We start from the raw sequence: 23812 nt of genomic DNA, 5'->3' as shown, positions 1-23812 counted from the left end.
AGCGTTCAACAAATGGTCAGTTTCACGTCGTTGTTGTCCAGGCTTTCTGTCAAATCTTCGCCCAGCGCCTTATCGGTAACGACGTGCGTGATGTCCCGCCAAGCGGCATAGCGCGCGGGGAAGAGGCGGTCGTGCTTGGAATGATCGGCGACCACGACGGTGCGCGCTGCGCGCGAAACCATCGCGCTGTAGACCGCGCCACACTCCAAGAGGGCGTCCGAAGGGCCGTCTGGACCCAGACCGCTTGCGCCAAGAATGGCGAAATCGGCGTAGAAGGAATTGAGGAATGACACGGCGTAGGCACCGACCGTCGCGCCCTCGGTGGCGTGGTAGTCGCCGGGGAGCATGACCACCTTGATTGTCGGGTTGATGGCAAGCACGGTCGCCACACCAAAGGAATGAGTGAGTACAGTGATGTTCTTCATCTCGACTGCTACGCGCCGCGCGGTGTGCACTGTCGTCGAGCCCGAGCCGATCATAAGCACCTGAGCGCCCTTAAGTATCTGGACGGCCGCCTTGGCGATCCTTTCGCGCTCGCCGACAAAGAGCGCATGGCGCTCGGTCACCGAAGGCTCGGTGGAAAGCGAACGCACGGCGCCGCCATAGGTGCGGTTGAGCAGACCCTGTTCGGTCATCTCGTCCAGATCGCGCCGGATTGTCTCTGTCGAGACGTCTAGGCGCCGGGCAAGTTCAGCAACGCGCAGGCTCGGTGCCTGGTTAAGTTCAGTCAGGATGCGCGACTGGCGCACGCTTTTTGGTTTTTTCATCGCGCCTCACTCCCAATGGCTTTCCAGCGCAAAACTCGGCCGCGTGAGGAACATCTCAGTGCGCCGTGTTCAGCTGCAGAAGAGACAGAGGAATTCTTGTCGGCATAAAGGGCTTCGAGTGCTTTCATCGACCAAGTTGTGTCAGGAACACTCTGGGCGAACAAGCCCGGGGCGACTTTCGTCCCCGATTGTTTCATGCTTTGGCTGCGGCAGATAGCCGACCAACTCTTCCGTGGTCATCACGTTGGCATAGATCATGTGCAGTCTGGTCAGTTCACTGACGTGGAGTTCCATGGAGCCTGCTGCACACGCGTCATCGACGACGATGACGTCGAAGCTTTCGTCAGCGAGGCTGCGGACGGTGGAAGATACACACTGGTCGGTAAAAATCCCGGCGCAAACAACGTGGGTGATGCCCATATTGGTCAGCAAAAGCCTGAGATTCGTGCCCGTCAGCGCGCTGTCGGTGGTTTTGGTGACAACGATCTCACCGTCCTGGGGGGCAACCTGCGAAAGTATCTGCGAAGCTTGCTCATCTTTCGGAAGCAAAAGATTGTTCCATCCCGGCTTCTTCTGGCTGAGCGAACGATCCCGGCCATCGGTGCGCAGACAAGCGATTCGCGCGAAAAACACGTCGAGGCCGAGTGCGCGAAACCGTTCCATGAGACGCCGGGTATTGGGGATGACGGTGTCATGCATGCGCTCGTGAAACGGCGTCCAGGCGTGATAGCGGACAAGATCATCACCAGACAGCGTGTCGGGAGCTGGGCGATCGAGATACGTGTTCTGCATGTCGATGACGAGAAGCGCCACCTTGCCCTTTTCAAGCGTCGGATCGTCGGGTTCCGGAGCGCTTTGATAGTAGAATGAACGGCGGTCGGTTTTCCAGTTCATCGAGGCGTCCTCATGTATCCGCCTGACGACGGCGGACCAGCATGATGGCGAGACCGCCAGCCAGCAACAATATGGCAGCCGATACAGTGCTCATCGTGCCGAGCGCCGGCACCATTGGCGAATACCCGGCGACCATCTTCGAATAGAGCCATTTCGGGATCGTAGAGTCGACACCGGCTGTATAAAGCGACAACGGAAAATTGCCCCAGGAAAGCAGGAACGCGAAGAGCGCGCCGGACCAGATACCCGGCCACAGAATAGGCAGGGTCACCTCGCGCAGAATGAACCAGCGGCCCGCTCCGAGGTCACGCGCAGCCTCTTCCAGTGTTGGATCAAAGGAATAGACCTGGATCGCAATGACGAGCGTCACCACCGGAACGATCCAGACGAGATGCGCAATAACGGCCGTCTGCCAGCTCGGATTGATACCAAGCGCGTTGAACCACAGGAGAAGAGCGAGCCCCAGCACCGGCTGCGGAAAGAAGACTGGCAGAAGGATCGCCTTCTGGAAAAGCTTGCGTCCCTTCCAGTCGTAGCGGGCGAAGGCGAGCGCGCCGAAGAAGGCGAATATCACGGAGACAAGCGTGACGATGAAAGCGATCAGGAGGGAGTTCTGCACGAGAGCCTGAATCTCAAGCGAGGCAAGGGTCTTGCCCCACCATTCGGTCGAAAAGGCGTTAATCGGGAAGCCGAAATAGCGTCCCCTGGACAGGCCGGCCATCGCTCCGCAGAGGATAGGAAGGTAAACGACAAGGACGACAAAGGATGTCCAGACCTTGACGAAGGCTCGGGCGCGGATTTGCGAGCGGGTTTCCATGTCTCACTTCTTTCCCAGAATGCGGTCGAGATCGAGCTTGGATAAAACGTAGAGGGCAAGCCCGCTGACGATGGCGACGAGCAGGAGGGCGAGCGCCGAGCCAAGCGGCCAGTTCTGCGCATACGTGAAAGCAACCTCGATATCCTGCGCGATGGTGATGACCGATTGGCCCCCGAGAATCTTGGATTCGGCGATCGCGCCGGCGCCGAGCACGAAGGTGAGCAACATGCCGATCAGGATACCCGGCATGGCGAGTGGCAACTCGATCTCGCGCCAGATCATCAGCCTGTTAGCCCCGAGGTCGCGGGCCGCATCAACAAGGTCCCGGGGAATCATGGCAATGCCAAGCGACATCGGGAACAGCATGAAAGGCAGATAGACATATGTCATGCCGAAGAGGATGGCGCCGGGTGTGTAAAGTATCTCGGGTCCGCCCGAGAAGCCGAGCCACTTCAGGCCGCCATCGAGCACCCCGTTCTTGATAAAGAACAGCACCCAACCGTAGAGGCGTACGTTTTCCGAGACGAACAGCGGAAAGACGAACAGCACGCCAACCAGGCCAGACCATTTGCCGAACATGCGATTGAGACCATAGGCGATGGGATAGGCGATCATCGCAAGCAATATGACTGTCGCAAAGGCATAAGCGATCGACCAGGCAAACGACATCCAAACGGTATTGGAAGGATCAAGGATCACCGTGAAGTTGGCGAGGGTAAACGAGCGAAACACGTCGAAGCTCTTGGGCGTGGCGAAGGCATAGGCAGCTACCGTAAGAAGCGGTGCCAGAAAGCCGAGCAGCAGCAGGATCGTGACAGGAGCGGCCGCGCGCAGTCCTGCAGGGATAGACGGAAAATGCCTTTGTTCAACGGCCGCTTCAGCATGGGTCATGGTTGCCATATCAGTCTCCCACCACGATCGCGTCGCGGGCGTCCCAGCCGATAGTGACCGTGTCGCCCGACGTGATACCGGTCGCGGCGGCGCGTGCGGCCTCGACCAGATAGATTCGGTCGCCGGAATGAATCTGATACTGCATGCGCGAGCCGAGAGAATATTCGTTGTAGATCGTGCCGGAGATCAGGTTGTCGGCGCTCGAGGAGCCGGTGACGAAGCGCATGGTTTCGGGCCGAACGATGACAGTTGCCGTCTCGCCAATCGATTGTGCTACCGGGGCTACAGTGATCGGCCTGCCGTCGGCGAGCGTCCAAACGCCTTGGTGGTCGCGCCTGACTTCAAAACTGTTCACCTCACCAAAAAATTCCGCGACGAAGCGCGTTGCCGGCTTGGTGTAGATTTCCTCAGGTGTGCCAATCTGAACGAGGTGGCCATGGCTCATTACCCCGACACGATCAGACATGACCATGGCTTCCTCGAGCGAATGGGTAATGTAGACAAAGGTCTTCCCGCTTTCGCGGTGCAGGTCCTTCAGCTCCTTTTCCAGAACTTTCTTCAGTTTGTAGTCCAGCGCTGACAGCGGCTCGTCAAAAAACAGAACGTCGGGGTCATAGGCAAACGCGCGGGCAAGCGCCACACGCTGTTTTTCGCCGCCCGAGCAACGCATCACGTTTTTGGAGTAGTAGCTCTCCGGCAGGCGCACCATGCGCATGAGTTCGAGAGCGCGCGCTTTGCGTTCGGCGGCCGGCATTTTGCGAACTTTTAGCGGGAACTCGATGTTCTCGCCGACGCTCTTGTGCGGGAAAAGCGCAAGCGACTGGAAGACGAGACATGTCGGACGCTTGTCGGACGGCACGTTATTGATCGTTTCGCCGCGGAGCGTGATATAGCCTCCTGATGGTGATTCCATGCCGGCCAGCATGCGCAGAAGTGTGGTCTTGCCGGACCCGGAGGGCCCGACAATGGTGACGAATTCGCCTTCTCTGATATCGACACTTATGCCATCTACCGCGGCAAAATCGCCGAAAATCTTTCGAACGTCGACAAGTTGCAGCACCGGTTTCGGCGTTGGATGGATCGGATCCTCGATTTTCGGCAAGACGTCGGATAGGGTGGGCGAGATCATCGCAAGGCTCATGTTCTGTTCTCCGTCGGGACAGGCTTTGCTCAGCCGCGCAGGCGCCTGGCGGCGGTCATCAGTTCCAGTGCCTTGTCATAGTCAGGCACGATGTCGTATTGCGCCGAGCGCGCCATATCCTCCTCGAGGCTGTCCCATTGGATGGCTTCCATCTCGTCCTTGGTGAAGAGTTCGTAGCACTTCGGGTTGCCCATCTGGCTGACCGGGTTGAATGTGCCTTCAGCAAAGGCGACGGTGTGGGCGACGTGCGGATCCTGGACGTATTTCAGAAATTCCAGGGCGAGTGGCGAAAGTTCGGGATTGTTGACCGTCGAGGTGATCTCGATCCAGGAAATACCGCCCTTGCCATCCATCGGGCCCTTGAGTGGCGTAATGGCGCGCAAGTTCGTATAGCCGTCGGCACGCGCCGGAGAGACGGAATAAGTGCCACCGGTCATATAAAGGTCGATCTCGCCCGAGACGAGAGCCTGATTGAGTGACGCCATGTCCCCGACCATCTTGGCGCCCTTGAAAACTTTTTCTGCGGTTTCGGCAAAGGCCTTGAACTCCTCCTCCGTATGCTCCCTGAAGGGGTCAATTCCGGCGATGAGGAAGATGTTGAAGACGTTCCAGTCGTCGGATTCCTGTATGCCGTACTTGCCGGCGATCGAGGCGTCGTTGAACAGGTCCCAGCCCTGTTCCTCCGCCGTTGCTTTGCTGACCTTGTCGGTGTTGACAACAAAGCTGTAGGGCCCGAAGCGCTGCGCCATACCGAGCAGGTCCTTGCCGTCGTCGCTCATTGCCCAGCGATAAGGCGCCTTGAAGTTGGGGAGCATGGTCTCGAAATAGGGCTCGAACTCGGCGCGGGGCAGCGGCTTGATCAGCCCGGCGGGGCCCATCACCTTGCGGGCCCAGGGATTGTTGACGTTGATCAGGTCCCAGATTTTGGTCTCGCCCGCGCGCAGGCGGTTGATCATGGTCGGGTCGTTGGTCAGGCTTTCAGCCTTGACGGTTGCTGACTGGCTGGATCGGAACGGATCCAGGACCTGTGCGGAATTGTAGCCTTCCCAGCACAGGATATTGAGCTCTTTTTCGCGACCCGCAAAAGCGCGGGTCGCGCTTGCCATTGGGCCGGTAAAAGCGGCGGCCGCACCCATCATCTGCATCATGTTGCGTCTGGAGATTTTCATCATAATTGTTCCCCTTTTTCTTGGCCGCTTTCGTGGCTCGTGGATCGCTTATGTTGGAACCTTGTCGTAAAAATGTGTGATTTACAACATCTATTTTCTGCTTCATGGTGCGTAGCGTGATTGGAGCGGTAGCACCTGGAGGCGAACGTAACTTCTGCAAAAATGGAATGCTAAAGGCCTAATATTACTGTGCATTTGTTTTGTGCAGGCAGCGCCGGTCGTGTGCCGATGTTTTAATCTGACGCCTCAAATTAAAGCAGTAGCGGCACGTGAATTTGTGGAAATTACAACAAAAAAGTGAGTGGAACATGTTGAAGTCACTGCAAGGGAAAACGGTCATTGTCACCGGCGCAAGCCGGGGGATTGGCAAGGGCATAGCATTGCGTTTCGGGGAGGCCGGCCTGAACGTCCTCGTTGTCTCGCGCAGCCAGGTCGATGCCGACAGGGTGGCGTCCGAAATCGGAGGCAATAGCTTGGGATTCGCGGCGGATGTCAGCACCGAGGAAGGCTGCAAGGCGATGGTTGATGCGGCCGTAACCCGCTATGGCGGAGTTGAAGTTCTTTGTGCAAATGCCGGCATCTTCCCGGCAGCCAGGCTGGGCGAAATGACGGTGAACGACTTCGACCAGGTGATTTCGACGAATCTCAAAAGCACCTTTCTCAGCGTTTCCGCCGTTTTGCCAGCAATGACGAAGGCTGGCTCAGGCCGTATCATCATAACCTCATCGATCACCGGCCCGATTACTGGATATCCGGGCTGGTCGCATTATGGGGCGAGCAAGGCGGGCCAGCTCGGTTTCATGCGCACGGCTGCGATCGAACTGGCGCCGAAGAACATCACGATCAATGCGGTCATGCCAGGCAATATCATGACCGAGGGGCTTGAGGACAACGGCCCAGACTATATCGCCGCGATGGCGGCCTCTGTTCCGTTGCGTCGTCTTGGCGCGCCGGCGGATATTGCGAACGCCGCTCTGTTCTTCGCATCTGAAGAGGCTGCCTATATCACCGGCCAGTCAATTGTTGTCGATGGCGGCCAAACCCTTCCGGAATCGCTCGGAGCGCTCGACGCGATGGGCTGAAACCGGAAGAAGTCCGGGCGACATCGTCGCCCGGTATGCCAAAGGTGTTCAAGCGGCTCAACGCGCGTTCAGGATGCTGTCCAGCGTAGCGGAGAAGAGGTCAGCATCCTCATTCGAAAAACACAGTGGCGGGCGGATCTTCAGCGTTGCGCCATACTTGCCTGCTGCCCCGATCAGGATACCGTTTTGTTTTAATTTATTGATCACTGTCGTTGCGAACGCCGTGTCCGGTTCCCCCGTGGCGGGGTCGACAAAGTCGAGGCCGATAAAAAGGCCGGCCCCCCGCACGCCGCCGATGACTGGATGTCGGGTTTGTAAAGCCTGGAGCGATTGTTGGAAATGACCACCGACAGCGGCCGAACGTTCGATCAGATTTTCCTCCTCGATCACCCTGAGTACGGCATGGCCAGCGGCGGCCGCCACGGGATTGCCGCCGAAAGTATTGAAGTATCCGGTTTCCTCGCAAAATCTCTGGAGTAAGTCAGGTCGCGTGACGACACCACCCATCGGGAAACCGTTCCCCATTGGCTTTCCCATCGTCACGATATCGGGTGTGACGCCGTGGCGCTCGAAGCCCCAAAGACTGCCTCCCGTCCGGCCAAAACCCGGTTGGACCTCATCGGCGATCAACAGGCCGCCAGCACGGTGCACCACATCTGTCGCCTCCCTGAGAAAGCCGGCAGGATCGGCGTAGATACCGTCGCTTGAGAAGATTGTATCAACAATCAAGGCGGCGAACTTGATGCCGCGCGATTTGAGTTCGTTAATCGCCTGTTCCACAGATGCGGCAAAGCTTGCAGCAACGCTCATGCCGTCACGGGGCGCCGGCGCCGGAATGACCGCTACAAAGGGTGCGGGCTTGCGCTTGCGTAGGGACGAGGGGGAAATCTCGGTCACCAGCGCAGTATTTCCGTGATAGGCTGCTTCGGTGACGACGAAACCTTCGGCGCCAGTTCCGATGCGGGCGATGCGCATGGCAAGATCATTGCTTTCGCTGCCGGTGCAGGTCAGAACCACATTGCTGAGCGCCGTCGGGAATTTTGACAGAAGCTCTTCGCTGTAGGACTCGACGACGCGGCTGAGGTAGCGCGTGTGGATGTTGAGTTCGCCAATCTGGCGCGCAACGGCCTCGACCACCCGTGGATGGCAGTGGCCGACAGACGGTACATTGTTGTAGACGTCGAGATATCTGCGTCCGCCGGCGTCATACAGGTAGGCGCCCTGTGCACGTACCATCTCGATCGGCTGCTCGTAAAAGAGCACGGATGACGCTCCAAAAGTTGCCTGGCGCTTGGCGACGCGCTGCGCAAGTTCAGCCGGGAAGCCCTCGGCACGGCTCGCATCAAAACGGTTGAGATCTAGAATTTCCTTGGTGGCGACGCTCATCGGGCTCTCCTCAACGGTGTTCGGCCAGATAGCGCTCCGCGAGCGCCACGGTACCATCGGTATAGCCTGTGCCCATGGATTGGGCCGTCGGCGTTTCAGCATGGGAAGCGATCCACGCGGTGAGCTGCATGCGGCGAAGCATGATGAACATCGGCAGGGCCGCCTCATGTTGCTCATCAAGAGCGGTGACGCGCCGATAGCCTTCGAGCCAGGCGGCTTTGAGGTCGGGGATGAAAGGCTCATGTTCCATGAAGCTGATCGAGGCTGCAAAATCGTAGGCGTACCAGGACAGACCGCAATCATCGAAATCGATCACTCCCAGCCTGCCATTATCGACCAGAAGGTTGGCGGCCCGCATGTCGCAATGAACGAGGCCGAAGCGGTCCTCACCATAGCCGTAGGCGGAGGTCTGGGCTTCGAGCAGCTTGTGCGTTCTTTCTAACACGGACTTGCCGCCGAGCGTCAGTCCGAGGGCGTCACGCCAGTCACCCCAATAGGCACCGTCCCCCAGAATCCGGTTGAAGCTCCATGTCTTGCGGACGAAGTTCTCCGGTCGCGTCCATCTGCGGCTGTGGGCGTGCAGTTTCGCATTGATTTCCCCGAGTGTCCTGTACCAGTGGACGAGGTCGGACTCAGCATCTGGCTCCTTGCCCGCCATATATTCGAAGGCGACAGCGTGGCGCATGGTTTCGCCGTCTGAGAAGACTTGAAGGAGGCTGCCGTCGTTTGCCGTGACCGGCCGCGGCGTAACAACCACCCCATCTTGCCGTAGCGCATCAATCCATGCGAGCTCGGACAGTATCTCCGCTTCAGTATGGTAGTCAGGGCGATGCACACGCACGATCAGATCGCTTCCAGTGGTCTCGTCAGCGATACGGAAGGTCGCGTTCTCGGAGATCGTCAGGAGCGTCAGGGTTGCATCCGGCGAGACGCCCCATACTGGCGAGAGGTCCTTGAGGCCTTGTCCCAACCTGGAAAGAAAATCTGTGTGATACAACATTTATCGCGCCCGTTTTGATCATGGTTGGCAAATCCAACAATATTAATGTTGGAATTGCAACATTTAATCCAAGCCCATTGATGTTTTTGGATGATTAAAGCGGCTGCTCGTCGCGACGTTCGCGACATCATCGGAAGGCTGATGAACATCATGGCGTGATGACGACCGCCCGGCGTTCGGTCGCCATCAGCGGCCGCCTCGGCGCTCCGGAGGCGATCGATCAGGGTCGCCGCTTCGAGGACCCTCGGATACTGCTCTTTCCTCGCTTCGCCTGCGGAGGCAGCGACGCGATCAAGCCGACCCAGCTGACGCGCCCGTCGCCTAAATCAACTCAGGCCCCGAAGCACATTCTTCTGATCAAAAACCCAGGCCGAGCTGCGATTGGTCCTCGTCTTCAGCCTCTTTGTCATTGGTGAGCGACGACAGCGTTACCCCAAGGAGCCGGACCGGCCGTTTGAATGGATAGACACCGGCCAGCAGGGTATTGGCCGCGTCTAGAATGTCTTCGGCGTTCGAATAGGGGATGGCAGTTGTCCTGCTCCGCGTCGACTGGGTGAAGTCGGAATATTTGATTTTCACGGTCACCGTCTTGCCGCTGAAACCCTTGGCCTCGCAATAGGACCAAACCTTTTCGGCAAGTGGCCGGAGTTCCCTGGTTGCGAGCTTGAGGTCATCGATGTCCGCGGTAAATGTATCTTCCGCGCCGACCGACTTACGCACCCGGTCCGGCCTGACCTGCCGCTCATCGATGCCACGGGCAATGCCATAGAAGTACGGACCTGACTTTCCGAAATGCTCAACCAGAAACGGCAGGGATTTTGCTTTTAAATCCGCTCCGGTCTCGATACCAAGCCGGTGCATCTTTTCCGCCGTAGCCGGGCCGACGCCATGGAATTTCTTGACTGCGAGCTGTTCGACAAAGGCCGGACCGTTCTTCGGCGTAATCACCGCCTGACCGTTCGGCTTGTTCAGATCGGACGCCATTTTGGCCAGGAACTTGTTATAGGAGATGCCAGCCGAAGCGTTCAGCCCGGTCACCGCCTTGATCCGGGCGCGGATTTCCAGAGCGATTTCAGTGGCAATTGGCATATCCTTGAGATTTTCGGTGACGTCGAGATAGGCCTCGTCGAGCGACAGAGGTTCGATGACCGGCGTATATTCCGCAAAAATCTCCCTTATCTGCTGTGAGACAGCGCGGTAGACTTCAAATCGTGGTTTCACGAAAATCAAATCCGGGCATTTTCGAGCCGCCGTGACCGACGGCATGGCCGAGCGGACCCCAAACTCGCGTGCCTCGTAACTTGCTGCTGCAACGACGCCACGGGCAGCCGCTCCGCCAACAGCGAGGGGTTTGCCACGCAGTTCAGGATTGTCGCGCTGCTCAACCGAAGCGTAGAAGGCATCCATGTCGACATGGATGATTTTCCTGACGGCTGAGGCGGTGGTGAGGTCCATTGCAACCAAGTTCGCCGGGAGAAACGAAACAAGAACATAGCAGCTTGCGCCGTGACATCCAAGTCACCATTCGCAGTTCGGGTCATAATGGTGTTGCCGGAACGGAAGCGACCTCGTCTGGTTACGCCGGGTTTCAGAACCCCTACATTGCCGAAATCGGTCAGGGCGGCATCCCAGGAGGCGCGGACAAATCTGCGAGGATCGTGTGCCACGATGAGGATCTGCGAGAGCACTCTTACATTCTCTTGATCGCCACGGTGGGCGGCGACAGAGGCGTCCCGCCATCTGGACGATGGCAGGAAGCGCGTTATCGATGCGTTTGCTGGTATTTCGCGTAGTACTCGTCAGCCATCTTACGGAGCGATCGGCCAATTGCCGCGTACTCGTACTCGTTGAGATTGGCAAGCGACGCCCGACCAGAGGGGTGCTGGGTGCCAAAGCCGCGTCCAGGCAGCAGAACGATTCCGGTCTCATCGGCAATTCTGAACAGCAACTCGTTCGGCGAAAATTCGTGTCTGACCCATGCTGCGAACTCGTCGCCAAAAAGCCGGCGGGAAATCTTCTCAAGATCCAGCAAGGTATAATAATCGACCGAATTTTCGTCGTCGGGAGTGTCCAGGCCGAGCTCAGCGTAAAGGGCCGCCTGTCTACGCCGGATAAGTCGCTTCAGTGTTTTCTTGTAGTTGTCGTTTTCGTCCATAAGCGCGAATAACGAAAACAGCACCGTTTGGACCTGCTGAGGCGTTGAGAGCCCTGCGGTGTGATTGAGCGCCACGGTACGGCTGTCAGCAACCAAGCGATCGATAAACCTCAATGCCGAAACGTCCGTGACAATCGATGAATACCGCCTGTCGAGCGACGCTTTGTCTTCCTCCGGCAAGTTCCCGATCGCTTGATCGATCACGTTGTCCCGTCTTAATGCGACGGTTCCCAGCCGCCAACCCGTAGCTCCGAAGTATTTCGAGTACGAGTAGACCAGGATCGTGTTTTTTGGGCAGACGGAGAACAGCGATTTGAAATCGTCTGCGAAAGTCCCGTAGACGTCGTCGGTTAGTATCATCAGGTCTGGCCGATGATTGTCGACGATGTCGGCAATCTTTTCCAGGCTCCGTTGATCGAGTTTTACCGATGGAGGGTTGCTTGGGTTGATGCAGAAAAAGATCTTGATCGAGGGGTCTTTAAGTTTTTCGAGTTCGGAGTCCGGATATTGCCAGCCAGCCTCTGGGTCCGCGCTGATCGAAACCTCTTCAAGCCCGTATGCGTCCAGTTGTGGAATCTCGATATACGGCGTGAACGCAGGCATACCGATAGCAACCTTGTCCGATTTTTTGATCAGACGGTTTTTCTGCAGCGTGTCGAAAACATACGTCATTGCTGCCGTTCCGCCCTCAGTGGCAAAAACGTCTATATCCTGGGGCGATATTTGTCCGCCAATCATCTCTTTCGCCAAATACTGACGGACGATCTGTTCACTGACACGCAGCATGCGCGGCGGAACAGGATAGTTGCAGCCCAATATGCCTTCCACCATCTCGTGGAGGAAATCGGAAGCGGAAAGTCCGAGCTGGTCACGCACGTAACTTATGGCGCGACCAAGAAACACGACGCCTTCCTGGTCTCGATTGTCTGAGACGAAGCGTTCGAATCGCGCTTCGATGCCTTCTATGCGCGGTAAGCCACCTAGGTGCTGCTCCATGTAGGAATATGAGAGCTCTGATTCCGCAACAGCGAATAGGCCGAGCCTGAAAAAGCCTCGCCGGGGCAGGGTTGCCAGAAAATTCGGGTTGCCGCGTCCCGCGTTCAGCATTTGTTTTTCTTTTTTCGTGGACGCCAGTTTGATGAGCTCGTCTTTGAGTTCGAAGGGGCTGAGTTTTGCGAACTGACTGTAATCGTTCATACTTCTCTCTCCTGTCTGTTAAACGAGTGCCACCACGAGTGGGCCCAGCAACGTCAGGAAAACGTTGGCGAGTGCGTACGTTATGGCAAAAGGGGTCGTGGGAATGGAGTTTCCGGCTTTATCGAGGATTTCTCCGAAGGCGGGATTGGCGCTTCGCGATCCGCTCAGAGCACCAGCGAAAACCGCGACGTTGTCGTACTTTAGGAGGTAGCGACCGACGAGCATTGTTATCAACAGCGGGAGCACCGTGACGACGACGCCTATTGCAAATATCGAAAGACCACTTTCGGCGACGGTGTGTACCGCTTGTTGGCCTGACTGGAGGCCGACCACGGCCACGAACCCTGCCAAACCGAGATCTCTCAGGAGAGTTGATGCGGGTGTCGGCATGTTGCCAAGCGTCATATTACGGCTGCGATACCAGCCAAATACGAGACCGGCGAGCAAAGCTCCGCCGCCTGCGCCAAGCGTTAGCGGGACCGAACCGATCCTCAACACGAGAAGACCAACCAGCAGGCCGATGGCCACACCAAACCCGTGGTATACGAAGTCCGTCTTGTCACTGGGAGTTATGACGTTGCCAACTTTGTTCGAGAGGCGCTGTAAATCCTCCTGTACTCCGTGCACGGTCACTATGTCGCCGGCACGTATAACAGTATCGTTGGTCAATTCCAGTTTCACACCGGCCCGAGTTACCTGGATCACGTAGATCCCATGGCGCAGGTCTTTGCTTCGCTCCAATATCCGGGCGACGGTTTGGTCGGCGAAGTCCCTGTCTTTTACGACGATGTCGCGCGTTGTGACCACGAGTTCCAGACCTTCCGCCGCGGCCACCTCCCTGCCGATCAGGTTTTCAAGACCGACGACGCCTGCACGACGTCCGACTATCAGCAAGAGATCACCGTTCTGCAGACGAAGCTCGGGTTCAACGCCTACCAGAGCGCTGCCGCGTTTCACGCGTTCGATCGTGATGGGCCCTTTTGTCGACAGTGCTTCCAATTCGGCTATGCTTTTCCCAGCCGCACCCTCGACCCTGAATATCCGTCCGACGAGGTCCGGAAGGGCAGGTGCTTCACCGACGCCATATACTCGAGCGCCCTTGAGCATCTCTGCTTCCGCCTTCACGGCGTCATCCCGTATCCCCCGTTTCATGAACCAGGGAAGAATATTCACGCAGACGATGATCGCTCCAAAAGAACCAAATATATAGGTGACCGCGTAACCGATCGCGACGTTCGCCTGGAGCCTCTGCGTCTCATCGACGGCAAGTCCAAGTTTTTCAATGGCGGAGCTCGCCGTTCCGATAATGGCGGATTGTGTCAGTCCTCCGGCCGCAATCCCCGCGGCGATGCCCTTATCAAGACCTGTCAATTTTGCGAGCACGACCACGGTGGCAAGACCGCTGATCGCAAGAACCGCAGCCAAGACGATCTCTCGTATAGATTGTTTTCCCAGGGAGCGGAAAAACTGCGGCCCGCTTTCAAAACCCACCGCGTAGATGAAGAGGGCAAAGAGAACGGATTTGATCCCATTGTCGATTTGAACTCCCACCTGGCTTATCACGACTGCTACAAGAAGGGAGCCCGCGACGCCTCCGAGCTGAAACCTGCCGAACTGGATCTTTCCGATCCAATAGCCAAAAGCCAGGGATAAAAAGAGCGCGATTTCAGGGGATTGGCGGAAAATTTCGGCAACGAACGACATTCGACATCCTCTCAAGATGTGTAATCAAGCGTATAAACCGGCCGGGCTAGAGCTACGCGCATGACGAGCAAATTGTCTAGGGAATGCCCTGCAAAAATCCCCTTCAGGAAGATCGTGGTTACCAAAACATGACGGCTAAGCGGTCTGCGCGACCAAATGCAGCGATCAAGGCACAGGAAAACGTATCAGTAAGTATTTTAGCAACCAAAAGTTCCATGGCTTGTTCGTTTCAGCAACCGATCAACCGAAATCGTCGACTGATGACCAGCAGGGAAACTGACTTGAGATGGGGTGAGCCTCTTAAAGCGGCAGTCGTTTTTTAAGATGCGGCACGAAGCAATCAGGACCCTCAAAAGTAACCCGGAACAAGTCGGCACGCCTGATGGTTGCGTTTCATGGGCGATCAATTACATTCGAAAATACAAAAATTAGACGGCAGGACGTTTTTTTCACAAGAGGCAGTAATGATGTCGATTGGGGCCCTCCGGAACATTTTTACGCCCGCTTCGCTCGAAACTTCGGTTCCTCTCTGGTGGCAAGCGATGCAGAGGCCTGTGTATTTGAACGTCAGTTGGTGTCATCGAGAACTGAACAAAAGAACGAAAGCGATTCGAGACATTTGAAAATCGTGCGCGGGGGCGTTGATGCGTGATACCAGAGAAGGCGGTACTGGGAACTTGGCATCGCTTAAAACTATTCGCTATCTCGCATCGAAGCTATACTTTTGGCTGACCGCCCTGGCTCTGGCCTTGCCTTTCACGGATACGGCGTTTGCCGATTGCTCGCCGCTCTTGCCTTCGTCCGGCGATACCGTTGTCTGCAACGGGAACCCCGCCGGTTTCACAACGACCGGGCTCGGCGCGCTGAATGTTCAGATCGAGCAGGGTACCAACCTCAACGGGCCATTCATCGCCAATTCCATGGGCGCGTTAGCGGTAAACTCCTCAGGCAATCTGCAAAGCGTCGCCATTACCGATGCAAACAGCCTTATGTTCGACAATCGTGGCACCATCAATGGCGGACTGGTGGTGAATGGCAGCGGTAATTACACCGTCCATAATTTCGCCAACTCCTTCATCAACTCCACTTTCAGCTTCACCGGTAACAGTGTCAATATCGTCACCAATGACGGCACGCTGAACAATGGCATCACCGTGAACGGCGACGGGCGAACCACTGTCACCAATAATGTGGGCGCATCCCTCAACAGCGGTATCTTTGTGACAGGCGCAAGTCAGACTTACGTCCAGAATTACGGCACGATCCAAAGCACTATTGCGCTGGGAACAGGTGACGACACCATCATCAATTACGATCCAGGTCAGATCAATGGCAGCGTGTCGCAAGGCTTCGGCGACGATGTTTTCGACATGCGTGGCGGCCGTGTGAGCGCAACCGTCAATCAGGATGACGGCAATGACCGTTTCCTACTCTACGGCGGCGAGGTGACGGGATCACTGGTGGCAGGTTCCGGTACTGACAGCATGTACTGGAGTGGCGGCCTGATCGGTGGCATTGACATGGGAGCCGATAACGACACAGCATATTTTACCGGGCTTACGGATACCAATCTCAGGGGCATCCAGATTGACGGCAGCCTTGGTAACGATGTCCTGATCTGGTTCAACACTGTGGGCAGCAACCCCGGGCGTTTGATCAACTGGGAAAGGATCGAGCTGACGAACGGATCCGAACTGACGATGAACAACAATCTGACATTGGGCGACACGGGAACGCTGGCGGGTGGCTTGGTCATCGATGGCTCAAGCTATCTGAGGGCCGGCAGCGGGACCTGGAACATATCGCCGGCTGTCAGCGGCAACCTGGCACAGGTCCAGAACTTCGGTATCATCGATCTGACAAGTGGCTCGAATTCGACCTCGGACAGTCTTTCCATCGTCGGCAACTATCGCGGCTTCGGCGGCCAGCTCTGGATCAATACGGTGCTGGCGAGCGATAATGCACCCTCCGACAAGCTGGTGATTTCGAGCGGAACGACAAGCGGAGCCACGGGCCTTGTCGTCACCAATGTCGGTGGGGGAGGTGCCGAAACCAATCAAAACGGTATCCTCGTCGTCGAGGCGATAAATGGCGGAACAACCGGCGCAGATACCTTCAATCTCGCCAGGCGCGTTTCGGCCGGCATTTACGAATACCAGCTGGTCCGAGGCGGCGTGACAGCCGGAACCGATAATAACTGGTATCTGCGAAACAATTTCCTGGGCATCGACGCAAGCAACCCGGATCTTCCGGAATGGTTGTTGCCCGGGGGCGGCGACGAAAACAGTGAAGAAGGCGGCGGCGGTGGCACAGGTGGCGGCGGCGGTGGCACAGGCGGCGGCAGTGGTGGCACAGGCGGCGGCAGTGATGGTGGCGATGGTGACGGAGACGACGGCAGCATCACTTTGATCCGGCCCGAAGTGCCAATCTTGGGCGCGACGCCAACGGTCGTTCGTGGTCTCTTGCGTGTTGCGCTCGGCACTTTCCATGAACGCCATGGCGAACAGTCCTGGTTCGGCGACGAGGCAGACGGGAACATCGTGTGGACCCGGTTTTTCGGCGACCATTACCGTCAGGACCTCAGTTCATTTCCCGATCAGCGCTACAATGGAAAACAGTGGGGCCTGCAGTTTGGCGTCCCAGTCTACCGCGCCGAGCACGAGGATGGGCAGCTGGACACAGTTGGCCTTATGGCTGGTTATGCGCGCGGATGGGGCGACATGCGCGCGCGCAATATCTACAATCGCGTGATCGAAATCGGTGATATCGATGTCGATTCCTATAATCTGGGTGCCTACTGGACGCATACCTGGGAAGACGAGTCCTATGTCGATGCCGTCCTGATGCACTCTTGGTTGAACATCGATACGAAATCCGTGGCGGGCTACAGCGCCAATTTCCACGGGCGGGAATGGACAGCGTCGCTGGAGGCCGGCAAGAAGCTCGGCATTTCGGAAAACTGGGTGATCGAACCGCAAGCGCAAATTTACTGGCAATACCAAAACTTCAACGACGCCAACGATCCGGGTGGCCGTATCGCCTATGACAATAACAGTTCTTGGACGGGCCGGATCGGCATGCGCTTCGAGGGCGACTACACGGTTAACGAGCGCCCCTTCAACCCTTTCCTGCTGGCGAATGTCTGGCACCAGTTCAAGGCAACCGACACGATCCTGTTCAATGAGACGACGCTTCGCCCATCCTGGGAAGAAACAAGCCTGGAACTCGGCCTCGGCTTTACGTCGAAAATATCAGAAAACACGTCCGTTTACGCCAATGCGTCATACGAATTTAATCTGGGAGGTGAAGACTTCCGTGCATTCTCGGGACGGATAGGGGCACGTATCGTCTGGTAGTTCATGGACCAGTTCTAATGACTCGGCTGCGGCCGATAGATTGCCCATGAAGATCCCGATCATATAGATCTCGAGTGCATCATGACATCTATCTTAACGAACGGCTTAGCGATCTCTGCGCGCCGAACGCTTTGCTGCCTTACCTCTGGATTGGAAATTTACCAGAAGGCGGCATCCACTGGATTGCAATTAAGGATCGGACAGCGCGAACGTTATTGTTCCATCCGAGACTTTAGACTTCTCGAGACACCGTAGATAGTTGTTGTGACAGATAATTAAGAATAACAGCGTATTATTTTCCAAGGCCGAACCTCGGGAACATTGTCATGGCATCCATTCAGCAGAAGATCATCTTTGCGGGCGTGGCAATTTTTGCAATAGCCGGGGGCACCGCCGGGGTGGGGATATGGTCGGCATCGACGCTGACGCACAACTCTGAAAACGTAACGCGATCGGCTCAGATCCTTCGCAACCATATGCAGGCGGACATGATGCATGACGCCCTGCGCGCAGATGTGTTTGCGTCTCTCCTTGCTTCCAATCCAGCGGCCGGCGTCGCATTCGACAGCGTCAAGGCCGATCTTTCAGAACACGTTGCGTCATTTCTCAAAATGATTGCCGCCAACAAAGCGCTTGCAACGGATGCGGCCACCCAGACGGTACTGGCCGGGGTCGAGAAACCCTTGCTCGCCTACATTGACAGTGCGACCAAGATCGTCGGGACGGCAGAAAAGGATCCGATCGTCGCCCTGGCGGCATTGCCCGATTTTATGAAGCAGTTCTCAGCCTTGGAAACCGCCATGGAGGAGACGGGCGACCAGATAGAGCAAGTGTCGGAATCTATCTCCGCCGAAAGCGCCCAGACAGCCGCTGCCATGCAAGATGTGCTGCAAGCTCTTCTCGGCCTGGCAGGATTGTTTTCGATCTTGCTCTTTGTCTTGTTCCGCCGCACCGTGAGCAAACCCATCCTCGCGCTCTCTACCGACATGACAAGGCTGGCTGAGGGTGATACCAACATCACCTGCGCGGGCACCGGACGGAAAGACGAGATCGGGACGATGGCGGCGGCTGTCGAGGTCTTCCGCAAGGCGGCAATCGTCAACAGGCAGCTGGAGGAGGATGCCGAGCGTGCACGCGGGCAAGCCGAAGCTGACAGGCTCGAGGCGCAGCAGCAGGCTGAGGCCGATGCCGCGGAACGGCTGCAGGTGGCGGTATCCGGTCTTGCCAATGGTCTCAAAAGACTGTCCTCTGGTGACCTTTCCTTCCAGCTCGATGAGCCTTTCGCTCCGGATTTCGAAGCCCTCAGGCATGACTTCAACACGTCACTGAAGCAACTGGGTAGGACGCTGAGCGCGATTTCCGAAAGCATTACGGTCATCGACAACGGCACGCGGGAGATCGCATCCGGTGCCAGCGACCTCTCGCGTCGGACGGAGCAGCAGGCTGCGTCGCTGGAGGAAACTGCTGCTGCCCTTGATGAGATCACCGCCAATGTGACCAATGCCAGCAGACGGACAGAGGAGGCACGCGGGGCGGCGACGGAGGCCGATCAGAGCGCTTCCCGCTCGGCTGCAGTGGTCAGCCAGGCTGAGGAAGCCATGCAGCGGATCGAGAATTCCGCGCAGCAGATTTCCAATATCATCGGCGTAATTGATGAGATCGCCTTCCAGACGAATCTCCTTGCGCTCAATGCCGGCGTGGAAGCTGCCCGGGCCGGCGACGCCGGCAAGGGTTTTGCGGTCGTTGCACAGGAGGTGCGCGAGCTGGCGCAACGTTCCGCGACGGCGGCAAAGGAGATCAAGACATTGATCAATACCTCCACCGCCGAGGTCGACAGCGGCGTGAAGCTTGTGCGCGAGACTGGTGTGGCGCTCAAGGAAATCGGTGAGCGCATCTCCGGCATCAACCGGCATATGGAAGCCATCGCGACGGCGGCCCGGGAACAGTCGACCGGTCTTTCCGAAGTCAATGGGGCGGTCAATACGATGGACCAGACGACGCAGCAGAACGCGGCGATGGTCGAGCAGTCAACGGCGGCATCCGCCGCTCTCGCGACCGAGGCGAGAAAGCTGCGGGAGCTCGTCTCGCAGTTCCATCTGGAGGCGGCCGGCTCCGTTACCTCTGCCGCGCTTCGACAAACCGCCCGCGCCATGGCAGAGCCAGCAGCTCGCGTTGTGCCCGTCGTGGCAGCCGTTAGGTGACTCTTTTACGGTCTTTTGGGGCATCCTGACTCAAGCGCAAGCGATATATCGGCAGGCTGGTCGAAACCATCCGGCCCGCCGAATGCCAAAAACTATCTCGAAAATACAGGGTGAGGCGAAATGCTCTAAAGCGAGCTGGCCGCGTATTTTACCGCAGGCGCTGCGCCGCATTGGCCTGCGCCTCGCGGATGAGGCCGGAATACATATTCTCCTTGCCCGGGTACCATGGCATCGTGCCGATGGAGCCGAACCCGGAAATTGTTTCCATATGCGCGACCATCCGGGCACGCATGCGCTCGTCCGGAAGTGGGCCTGTCATCGCCTGGACATTATCACTCATATGGTCAGGGTTTGACGTACCGCAGAGCACGCTCGTAACGGCGGGGTGCGCCATGACCCATTTCAGAACCAACTGCGCCCAGCTGGTCGCTCCAAACTCGGTTGCGAATCCGGGAAGCGGTTGCCCCTCGACGACCCTCATCAACCGAGCCTTTTCAAGCGGCAAATTGATCAGGACGCCCACCCCCTTGTCGGCGGCGGCTGGAAGAAGACGGCGCTCCGCGTCGCGGTTGAAGATCGAGTAGTTCGTCTGAATGAAATCGACATCGTCGCGTTGAACAATCGCCAGCAGCTGGTCCTGTGCCGCCGACTCGTGATGGGTCACGCCGACATGCCGTATAAGACCTTCCTTCTTCCATGCCTTCATCAGCGGGATAACGACCGGCGCATTGGTGATGCTGTGGCATTGCATCAGGTTGATCGTGTCACGCCATGTCCGCATGCGTGACTGCCGGAAGCTTTCAACGGCATGGCTTTCGTCTCCGAGATATTCTCCTGTCGACCAGACCTTGTTGGCGAGGAACATCTCATCCGATCCCTCAAATTCGCCCATGAACTGACCGACGCTGACCTCCGCCGAGCCGTAGAGAGGCGATGTGTCGACCACGCGACCGCCTGCGGCGACGTATCGCTCAAAGACCTGTCGCAGGGCATCGCGGCGATCCCCGGGCTTTAGATCAAATGTCAGAAAGGTGCCGAGACCGAGGGCTGTGACCCGTTCCCCGGTGCGAGGCAAGGTTCGGGTCAGCACCTCCGGGTTCGAGGCAGTTGCGGCCGACGACACGTTCGTGCCTTGAGCCTGCGCGGTGGTGCTGCTGGCGAGTAAAAGTCCGCTTGCCGCCGCACCCACCGTGCCGAGAAAGCCGCGACGATTGATCTTTGACTGATCCATGGGAGATTTCCTGCTCGATTGTTGTTGACGTCAAAACTGCCAGTTGGCGGGGACCCAGGCATAGCCGCCATCGGTCTTCAGGATCCGGCCAAGACCGGGGAAAGGATAATGAAAGCCAAGAACCGGCATACGTTCGGCGGCCGTCCTGTCAAATATGCGACGACGGGAGGAAAGGGCCGTTTCCTTATCGCGGTCGGGGCCTGGCATCCAAGGCCTGTCGACGTTGACGACAGGGTGGTAGGCAAGGTCTGCCGTCAGCAGCAGCTGGTCATTTCCGGAATGAACGAGGAAGGTCGCCATGCCGGGCGTGTGGCCAGACGCGACGATCGTCGCCAGACCTGGCGCAATCTCGGCGCCGGCCTCGTATAGTTCAACATCGTTCCTGAAGGGTTCGAGGCTGTTCTTGATGTTTGCCGCAAATCGTGTCCGGAAATCCTCCGGGACAGGCATGTAGGAGAGGTCTGGATCGGTGCGGACAAAGAAGTCCCAGTCCGCTCTCGGGACAAAGACTGTGGCACGAGGGAAGGCCTTGCCACCGTCTGCAGCTCTTAAGTTGCCGACATGGTCGGGGTGGGTATGCGAGATGACGATCACATCAATGTCAGCGGCATCGAGACCGATTGCCGCGAGGTTGTCGAAGATGCGGCCACCGTTCGGACCCATGGTCTTGCCAGCGCCGGCTTCGATCAGAATCCGCCGGCCACCGGTTTCGATCAGCAGCGTGTTGAGATTGAGTGTCATGTGGTCGGTCGGCAGAAATGCCTGTCGCAGCACATCCTGAAGCTCGGCCTCCGGGGCATCGCTGGCGTAAATACGTGGCGGACCACCAATCACCCCATCGCTCAAGACGGTTGCGCTGATCTCTCCCACCCGAAAGCGATAATAACCGGCATTGCCGGCTGCCGCTGAAGCCATCTGGGCATGGGCGTTGCCCAGGCCGCCCAGTCTTGGGAGGATCATGCTCGACGCGCCTGCAACCGCGGACAGCATGATGGCACGTCTGTTCAGAGTGAAGGCGTTCATCTTTCTTTCCTCTTTCATTGAGCGCACTGCCTCGGTTTGCCCCTCAAATGGGGCAGAGGTGCACCAGAGCGCAGGCCTTAACTCAGGGAACCATGACATGGCGTCATTGATCTGATAACCTGCATTAACTTTATCAACTTGATTAGAAAAACTTAGCAATGGACCCTGTTCGGCTAGACAGCTTCGACGTGTTCGTCGCCATCGTGCGCTGCGGCGGCTTCCGCGCCGCGGCATTTGAACGGGGGGTTTCTTCATCGGCCTTGAGCCAAACGATGAATGGTCTGGAGGAAGCTCTGGGCATCCGGCTTCTTAATCGAACAACGAGGAGCGTGTCTCCGACCGAGGCAGGGCAGCGTCTTCTCGAGCGTCTTGCGCCTGCGTTGAGCGACATCAGGCTCGCCATCGCAGAGGTCGATGAATTACGTGATAGCCCGTCGGGGACCCTCAGGATCAACGCGCCTGCGCCTGCAGTCGATCACTTCCTCTGCCCACTGGTCTTCGATTTTATGGAGGTATACCGCGAGGTGAAGATCGAAATTATCAGCGACGCGGCCGTCATAGACATCGTGGAACAGGGTTTCGATGCCGGTGTCAGGTTCGGCAAGCAACTGGCGCAGGATATGATCGCTCTGCCGCTTGGTCCTGCACTTCGTTATGCAATCGTTGCTTCTCCTGATTACATCAAGAGGTGCGGACAACCACAGACGCCGCACGAACTTGTCAGTCATGACTGTGTCAAACGCCGCTTTCCCGGCGGCACGCTGGTCACCTGGCGATTTGCCGAGGGCGACGAGGAGATTGAAGTCACTCCGACGGGCCGCCTGACGGTCAGTTCGGCGCACAATGAACTACAGGCAGCACTTGCGGGAAGAGGTATCGCCCATGTCTTTGATGACTACGCCAAGCCCTACCTTCAGGATGGTCGACTGGTGGAGTTACTCCCCCACTGGAGCCCGACCCTGCCGCACTGGTTCCTGTATTATCCCAGCCGCCGCCTTCCGAGCGCGGCCATGCGTGCGTTCCTCGACTATATGAAGAACTATAAATGGGAGGGCTTCGTAAGGGTCCCTGACATTGCACTGATGAAGAACGAGCGACGGGTCTTGCTACGCTGACCAATCGCGCTGGGACTAACCTTTCAGCGTTCCGCCCGCGGCGTGTATCGCATCCGGCGTGTCTAGGTCGAGCAACGCACCTTCTCCGACCTCCACATAAATGATGGGTAGGCCGGATGTTTCTATGATCCGACGAGCCCCAACATCTCCTTCGAGGTGGGTGACGGCCTCGAACAACGATTTAGGAAGTATTACGGGATTCCCCGGCTTCCCGTTTCCCGTCGCACGTACAACCGCCTCACCATCGGTCGTTCGAAAAGCCGCAATAAGCCGATCGAGATCGCCGCTTGCCAAGCGCGGCATGTCGGCAAGCTGGACCAGAACTGCATCCGCTCCTCGAGCATGGCAGTATGAGACCCCCGTCGCAATCGACGTCGCCATGCCGCGGCCGTATAGCGGGTTTTCGAGACACTCGACTCCCAGGCCATCAAGCGCAGCTTCGATTTCAAGCCGGCGGTGCCCCGTTACCACGACCACACTGTCGGCAGACGACCCGAGCGCCACCTGCGCAGAACGTCGTACGAGAGCAACGCCGTCAAATTCCGCAAGCAACTTGGATGCACCTGTCTCTCCCATGCGACTGGAACGTCCTGCGGCAAGCAGGATAACGAAAACACGGGGCCCGACGGGGTGTTCTTTGGGCGACGGATCATTGTCGTCTCTGTTAAACACAGTTTTCCTCC

The 23812-nt window shown here is 57.5% G+C and carries 18 protein-coding genes; 4 read left to right on the top strand and 14 right to left on the bottom strand.

Going from position 1 to position 23812, the window contains the following annotated elements; genetic code table 11:
- Positions 1–5 precede the first annotated feature (5 nt).
- From HQN82_RS17770 to HQN82_RS17745, 6 genes are all read right to left on the bottom strand, one after another.
- Positions 6–767: a DeoR/GlpR family DNA-binding transcription regulator gene (locus HQN82_RS17770; protein ID WP_004445980.1), complete on the bottom strand. Its 762-nt coding sequence runs from the start codon at positions 765–767 to the stop codon at positions 6–8.
- A 141-nt stretch (positions 768–908) separates the two neighbouring features.
- Positions 909–1661 carry a cysteine hydrolase family protein gene (locus HQN82_RS17765; protein WP_173615416.1) on the bottom strand — a complete coding sequence of 251 codons (753 nt, stop codon included), beginning with the start codon at positions 1659–1661 and terminating at the stop codon, positions 909–911.
- Positions 1662–1671: 10 nt separating this feature from the next.
- A complete protein-coding gene (locus HQN82_RS17760) occupies positions 1672–2478 on the bottom strand; it encodes an ABC transporter permease (RefSeq protein WP_173615415.1) in 807 nt (268 codons plus the stop codon).
- 3 nt (positions 2479–2481) lie between these two features.
- Positions 2482–3378 (bottom strand): ABC transporter permease, encoded by an 897-nt coding sequence (locus tag HQN82_RS17755; protein ID WP_173615414.1) that lies wholly within the window; start codon positions 3376–3378, stop codon positions 2482–2484.
- A gap of 1 nt (position 3379) precedes the next feature.
- Positions 3380–4510 carry an ABC transporter ATP-binding protein gene (locus HQN82_RS17750; protein WP_173615413.1) on the bottom strand — a complete coding sequence of 377 codons (1131 nt, stop codon included), beginning with the start codon at positions 4508–4510 and terminating at the stop codon, positions 3380–3382.
- Between the two features lie 29 nt (positions 4511–4539).
- Positions 4540–5682 (bottom strand): ABC transporter substrate-binding protein, encoded by a 1143-nt coding sequence (locus HQN82_RS17745; RefSeq protein ID WP_173615412.1) that lies wholly within the window; start codon positions 5680–5682, stop codon positions 4540–4542.
- Positions 5683–5987: 305 nt separating this feature from the next.
- Here HQN82_RS17745 and fabG point away from each other — a divergent pair, with 305 nt between their 5' ends.
- Entirely contained in the window at positions 5988–6761 is a 774-nt protein-coding gene (gene fabG / locus HQN82_RS17740) for a 3-oxoacyl-ACP reductase FabG (RefSeq protein WP_173615411.1), read from the top strand.
- A gap of 57 nt (positions 6762–6818) precedes the next feature.
- Here the strand turns inward: fabG and HQN82_RS17735 are convergent, their stop codons facing one another.
- From HQN82_RS17735 to aspT, 5 genes are all read right to left on the bottom strand, one after another.
- Positions 6819–8147 (bottom strand): aspartate aminotransferase family protein, encoded by a 1329-nt coding sequence (locus tag HQN82_RS17735; protein ID WP_173615410.1) that lies wholly within the window; start codon positions 8145–8147, stop codon positions 6819–6821.
- Between the two features lie 10 nt (positions 8148–8157).
- Complete coding sequence (locus HQN82_RS17730; protein ID WP_022563141.1) at positions 8158–9147, bottom strand: phosphotransferase enzyme family protein; 990 nt, start codon at positions 9145–9147, stop codon at positions 8158–8160.
- Positions 9148–9504: 357 nt separating this feature from the next.
- Positions 9505–10602 carry a DNA polymerase IV gene (gene dinB / locus HQN82_RS17725; protein WP_173615409.1) on the bottom strand — a complete coding sequence of 366 codons (1098 nt, stop codon included), beginning with the start codon at positions 10600–10602 and terminating at the stop codon, positions 9505–9507.
- A gap of 307 nt (positions 10603–10909) precedes the next feature.
- Positions 10910–12499, bottom strand: a complete 1590-nt coding sequence (locus HQN82_RS17720) for a bifunctional aspartate transaminase/aspartate 4-decarboxylase (RefSeq protein WP_173615408.1) — start codon at positions 12497–12499, stop codon at positions 10910–10912.
- Positions 12500–12517: 18 nt separating this feature from the next.
- Complete coding sequence (gene aspT / locus HQN82_RS17715) at positions 12518–14203, bottom strand: aspartate-alanine antiporter (RefSeq protein ID WP_173615407.1); 1686 nt, start codon at positions 14201–14203, stop codon at positions 12518–12520.
- 644 nt (positions 14204–14847) lie between these two features.
- On the opposite strand from aspT, the gene HQN82_RS17710 reads away from it, so the two are divergent.
- Entirely contained in the window at positions 14848–17559 is a 2712-nt protein-coding gene (locus HQN82_RS17710) for an autotransporter family protein (RefSeq protein WP_173615406.1), read from the top strand.
- A 326-nt stretch (positions 17560–17885) separates the two neighbouring features.
- Positions 17886–19760 carry a methyl-accepting chemotaxis protein gene (locus HQN82_RS17705; RefSeq protein ID WP_173615405.1) on the top strand — a complete coding sequence of 625 codons (1875 nt, stop codon included), beginning with the start codon at positions 17886–17888 and terminating at the stop codon, positions 19758–19760.
- A 148-nt stretch (positions 19761–19908) separates the two neighbouring features.
- On the opposite strand, the gene HQN82_RS17700 is transcribed toward HQN82_RS17705, so the two are convergent.
- Positions 19909–20991, bottom strand: a complete 1083-nt coding sequence (locus HQN82_RS17700) for an aldo/keto reductase (protein ID WP_173615404.1) — start codon at positions 20989–20991, stop codon at positions 19909–19911.
- Between the two features lie 30 nt (positions 20992–21021).
- Positions 21022–22014, bottom strand: a complete 993-nt coding sequence (locus HQN82_RS17695; RefSeq protein ID WP_173615403.1) for an MBL fold metallo-hydrolase — start codon at positions 22012–22014, stop codon at positions 21022–21024.
- A 158-nt stretch (positions 22015–22172) separates the two neighbouring features.
- On the opposite strand from HQN82_RS17695, the gene HQN82_RS17690 reads away from it, so the two are divergent.
- Entirely contained in the window at positions 22173–23129 is a 957-nt protein-coding gene (locus HQN82_RS17690) for a LysR family transcriptional regulator (RefSeq protein WP_173615402.1), read from the top strand.
- Positions 23130–23144: 15 nt separating this feature from the next.
- Here the strand turns inward: HQN82_RS17690 and HQN82_RS17685 are convergent, their stop codons facing one another.
- Positions 23145–23801: a nucleotidyltransferase family protein gene (locus tag HQN82_RS17685; RefSeq protein WP_173615401.1), complete on the bottom strand. Its 657-nt coding sequence runs from the start codon at positions 23799–23801 to the stop codon at positions 23145–23147.
- Between the last annotated feature and the right edge of the window lie 11 nt (positions 23802–23812).

This window comes from Agrobacterium pusense, from assembly GCF_013285525.1.
GTDB lineage: Bacteria > Pseudomonadota > Alphaproteobacteria > Rhizobiales > Rhizobiaceae > Agrobacterium > Agrobacterium pusense.
Note: the sequence above shows the minus strand (reverse complement) of the source record. Positions and strands in the feature narration are given on the sequence as shown.

Excerpts from the sequence above, each read along its gene's own strand:
- HQN82_RS17700 (WP_173615404.1), bottom strand. The coding sequence starts at position 20,991 with ATGGATCAGTCAAAGATCAATCGTCGCGGCTTTCTCGGCACGGTGGGT.
- HQN82_RS17720 (WP_173615408.1), bottom strand. The coding sequence starts at position 12,499 with ATGAACGATTACAGTCAGTTCGCAAAACTCAGCCCCTTCGAACTCAAA.
- fabG (WP_173615411.1), top strand. The coding sequence starts at position 5,988 with ATGTTGAAGTCACTGCAAGGGAAAACGGTCATTGTCACCGGCGCAAGC.
- HQN82_RS17765 (WP_173615416.1), bottom strand. The coding sequence starts at position 1,661 with ATGAACTGGAAAACCGACCGCCGTTCATTCTACTATCAAAGCGCTCCG.
- HQN82_RS17705 (WP_173615405.1), top strand. The coding sequence starts at position 17,886 with ATGGCATCCATTCAGCAGAAGATCATCTTTGCGGGCGTGGCAATTTTT.
- HQN82_RS17690 (WP_173615402.1), top strand. The coding sequence starts at position 22,173 with ATGGACCCTGTTCGGCTAGACAGCTTCGACGTGTTCGTCGCCATCGTG.
- HQN82_RS17710 (WP_173615406.1), top strand. The coding sequence starts at position 14,848 with ATGCGTGATACCAGAGAAGGCGGTACTGGGAACTTGGCATCGCTTAAA.
- HQN82_RS17750 (WP_173615413.1), bottom strand. The coding sequence starts at position 4,510 with ATGAGCCTTGCGATGATCTCGCCCACCCTATCCGACGTCTTGCCGAAA.
- HQN82_RS17760 (WP_173615415.1), bottom strand. The coding sequence starts at position 2,478 with ATGGAAACCCGCTCGCAAATCCGCGCCCGAGCCTTCGTCAAGGTCTGG.
- HQN82_RS17770 (WP_004445980.1), bottom strand. The coding sequence starts at position 767 with ATGAAAAAACCAAAAAGCGTGCGCCAGTCGCGCATCCTGACTGAACTT.
- dinB (WP_173615409.1), bottom strand. The coding sequence starts at position 10,602 with ATGGACCTCACCACCGCCTCAGCCGTCAGGAAAATCATCCATGTCGAC.
- aspT (WP_173615407.1), bottom strand. The coding sequence starts at position 14,203 with ATGTCGTTCGTTGCCGAAATTTTCCGCCAATCCCCTGAAATCGCGCTC.
- HQN82_RS17730 (WP_022563141.1), bottom strand. The coding sequence starts at position 9,147 with ATGTTGTATCACACAGATTTTCTTTCCAGGTTGGGACAAGGCCTCAAG.
- HQN82_RS17755 (WP_173615414.1), bottom strand. The coding sequence starts at position 3,378 with ATGGCAACCATGACCCATGCTGAAGCGGCCGTTGAACAAAGGCATTTT.
- HQN82_RS17745 (WP_173615412.1), bottom strand. The coding sequence starts at position 5,682 with ATGATGAAAATCTCCAGACGCAACATGATGCAGATGATGGGTGCGGCC.
- HQN82_RS17695 (WP_173615403.1), bottom strand. The coding sequence starts at position 22,014 with ATGAACGCCTTCACTCTGAACAGACGTGCCATCATGCTGTCCGCGGTT.
- HQN82_RS17735 (WP_173615410.1), bottom strand. The coding sequence starts at position 8,147 with ATGAGCGTCGCCACCAAGGAAATTCTAGATCTCAACCGTTTTGATGCG.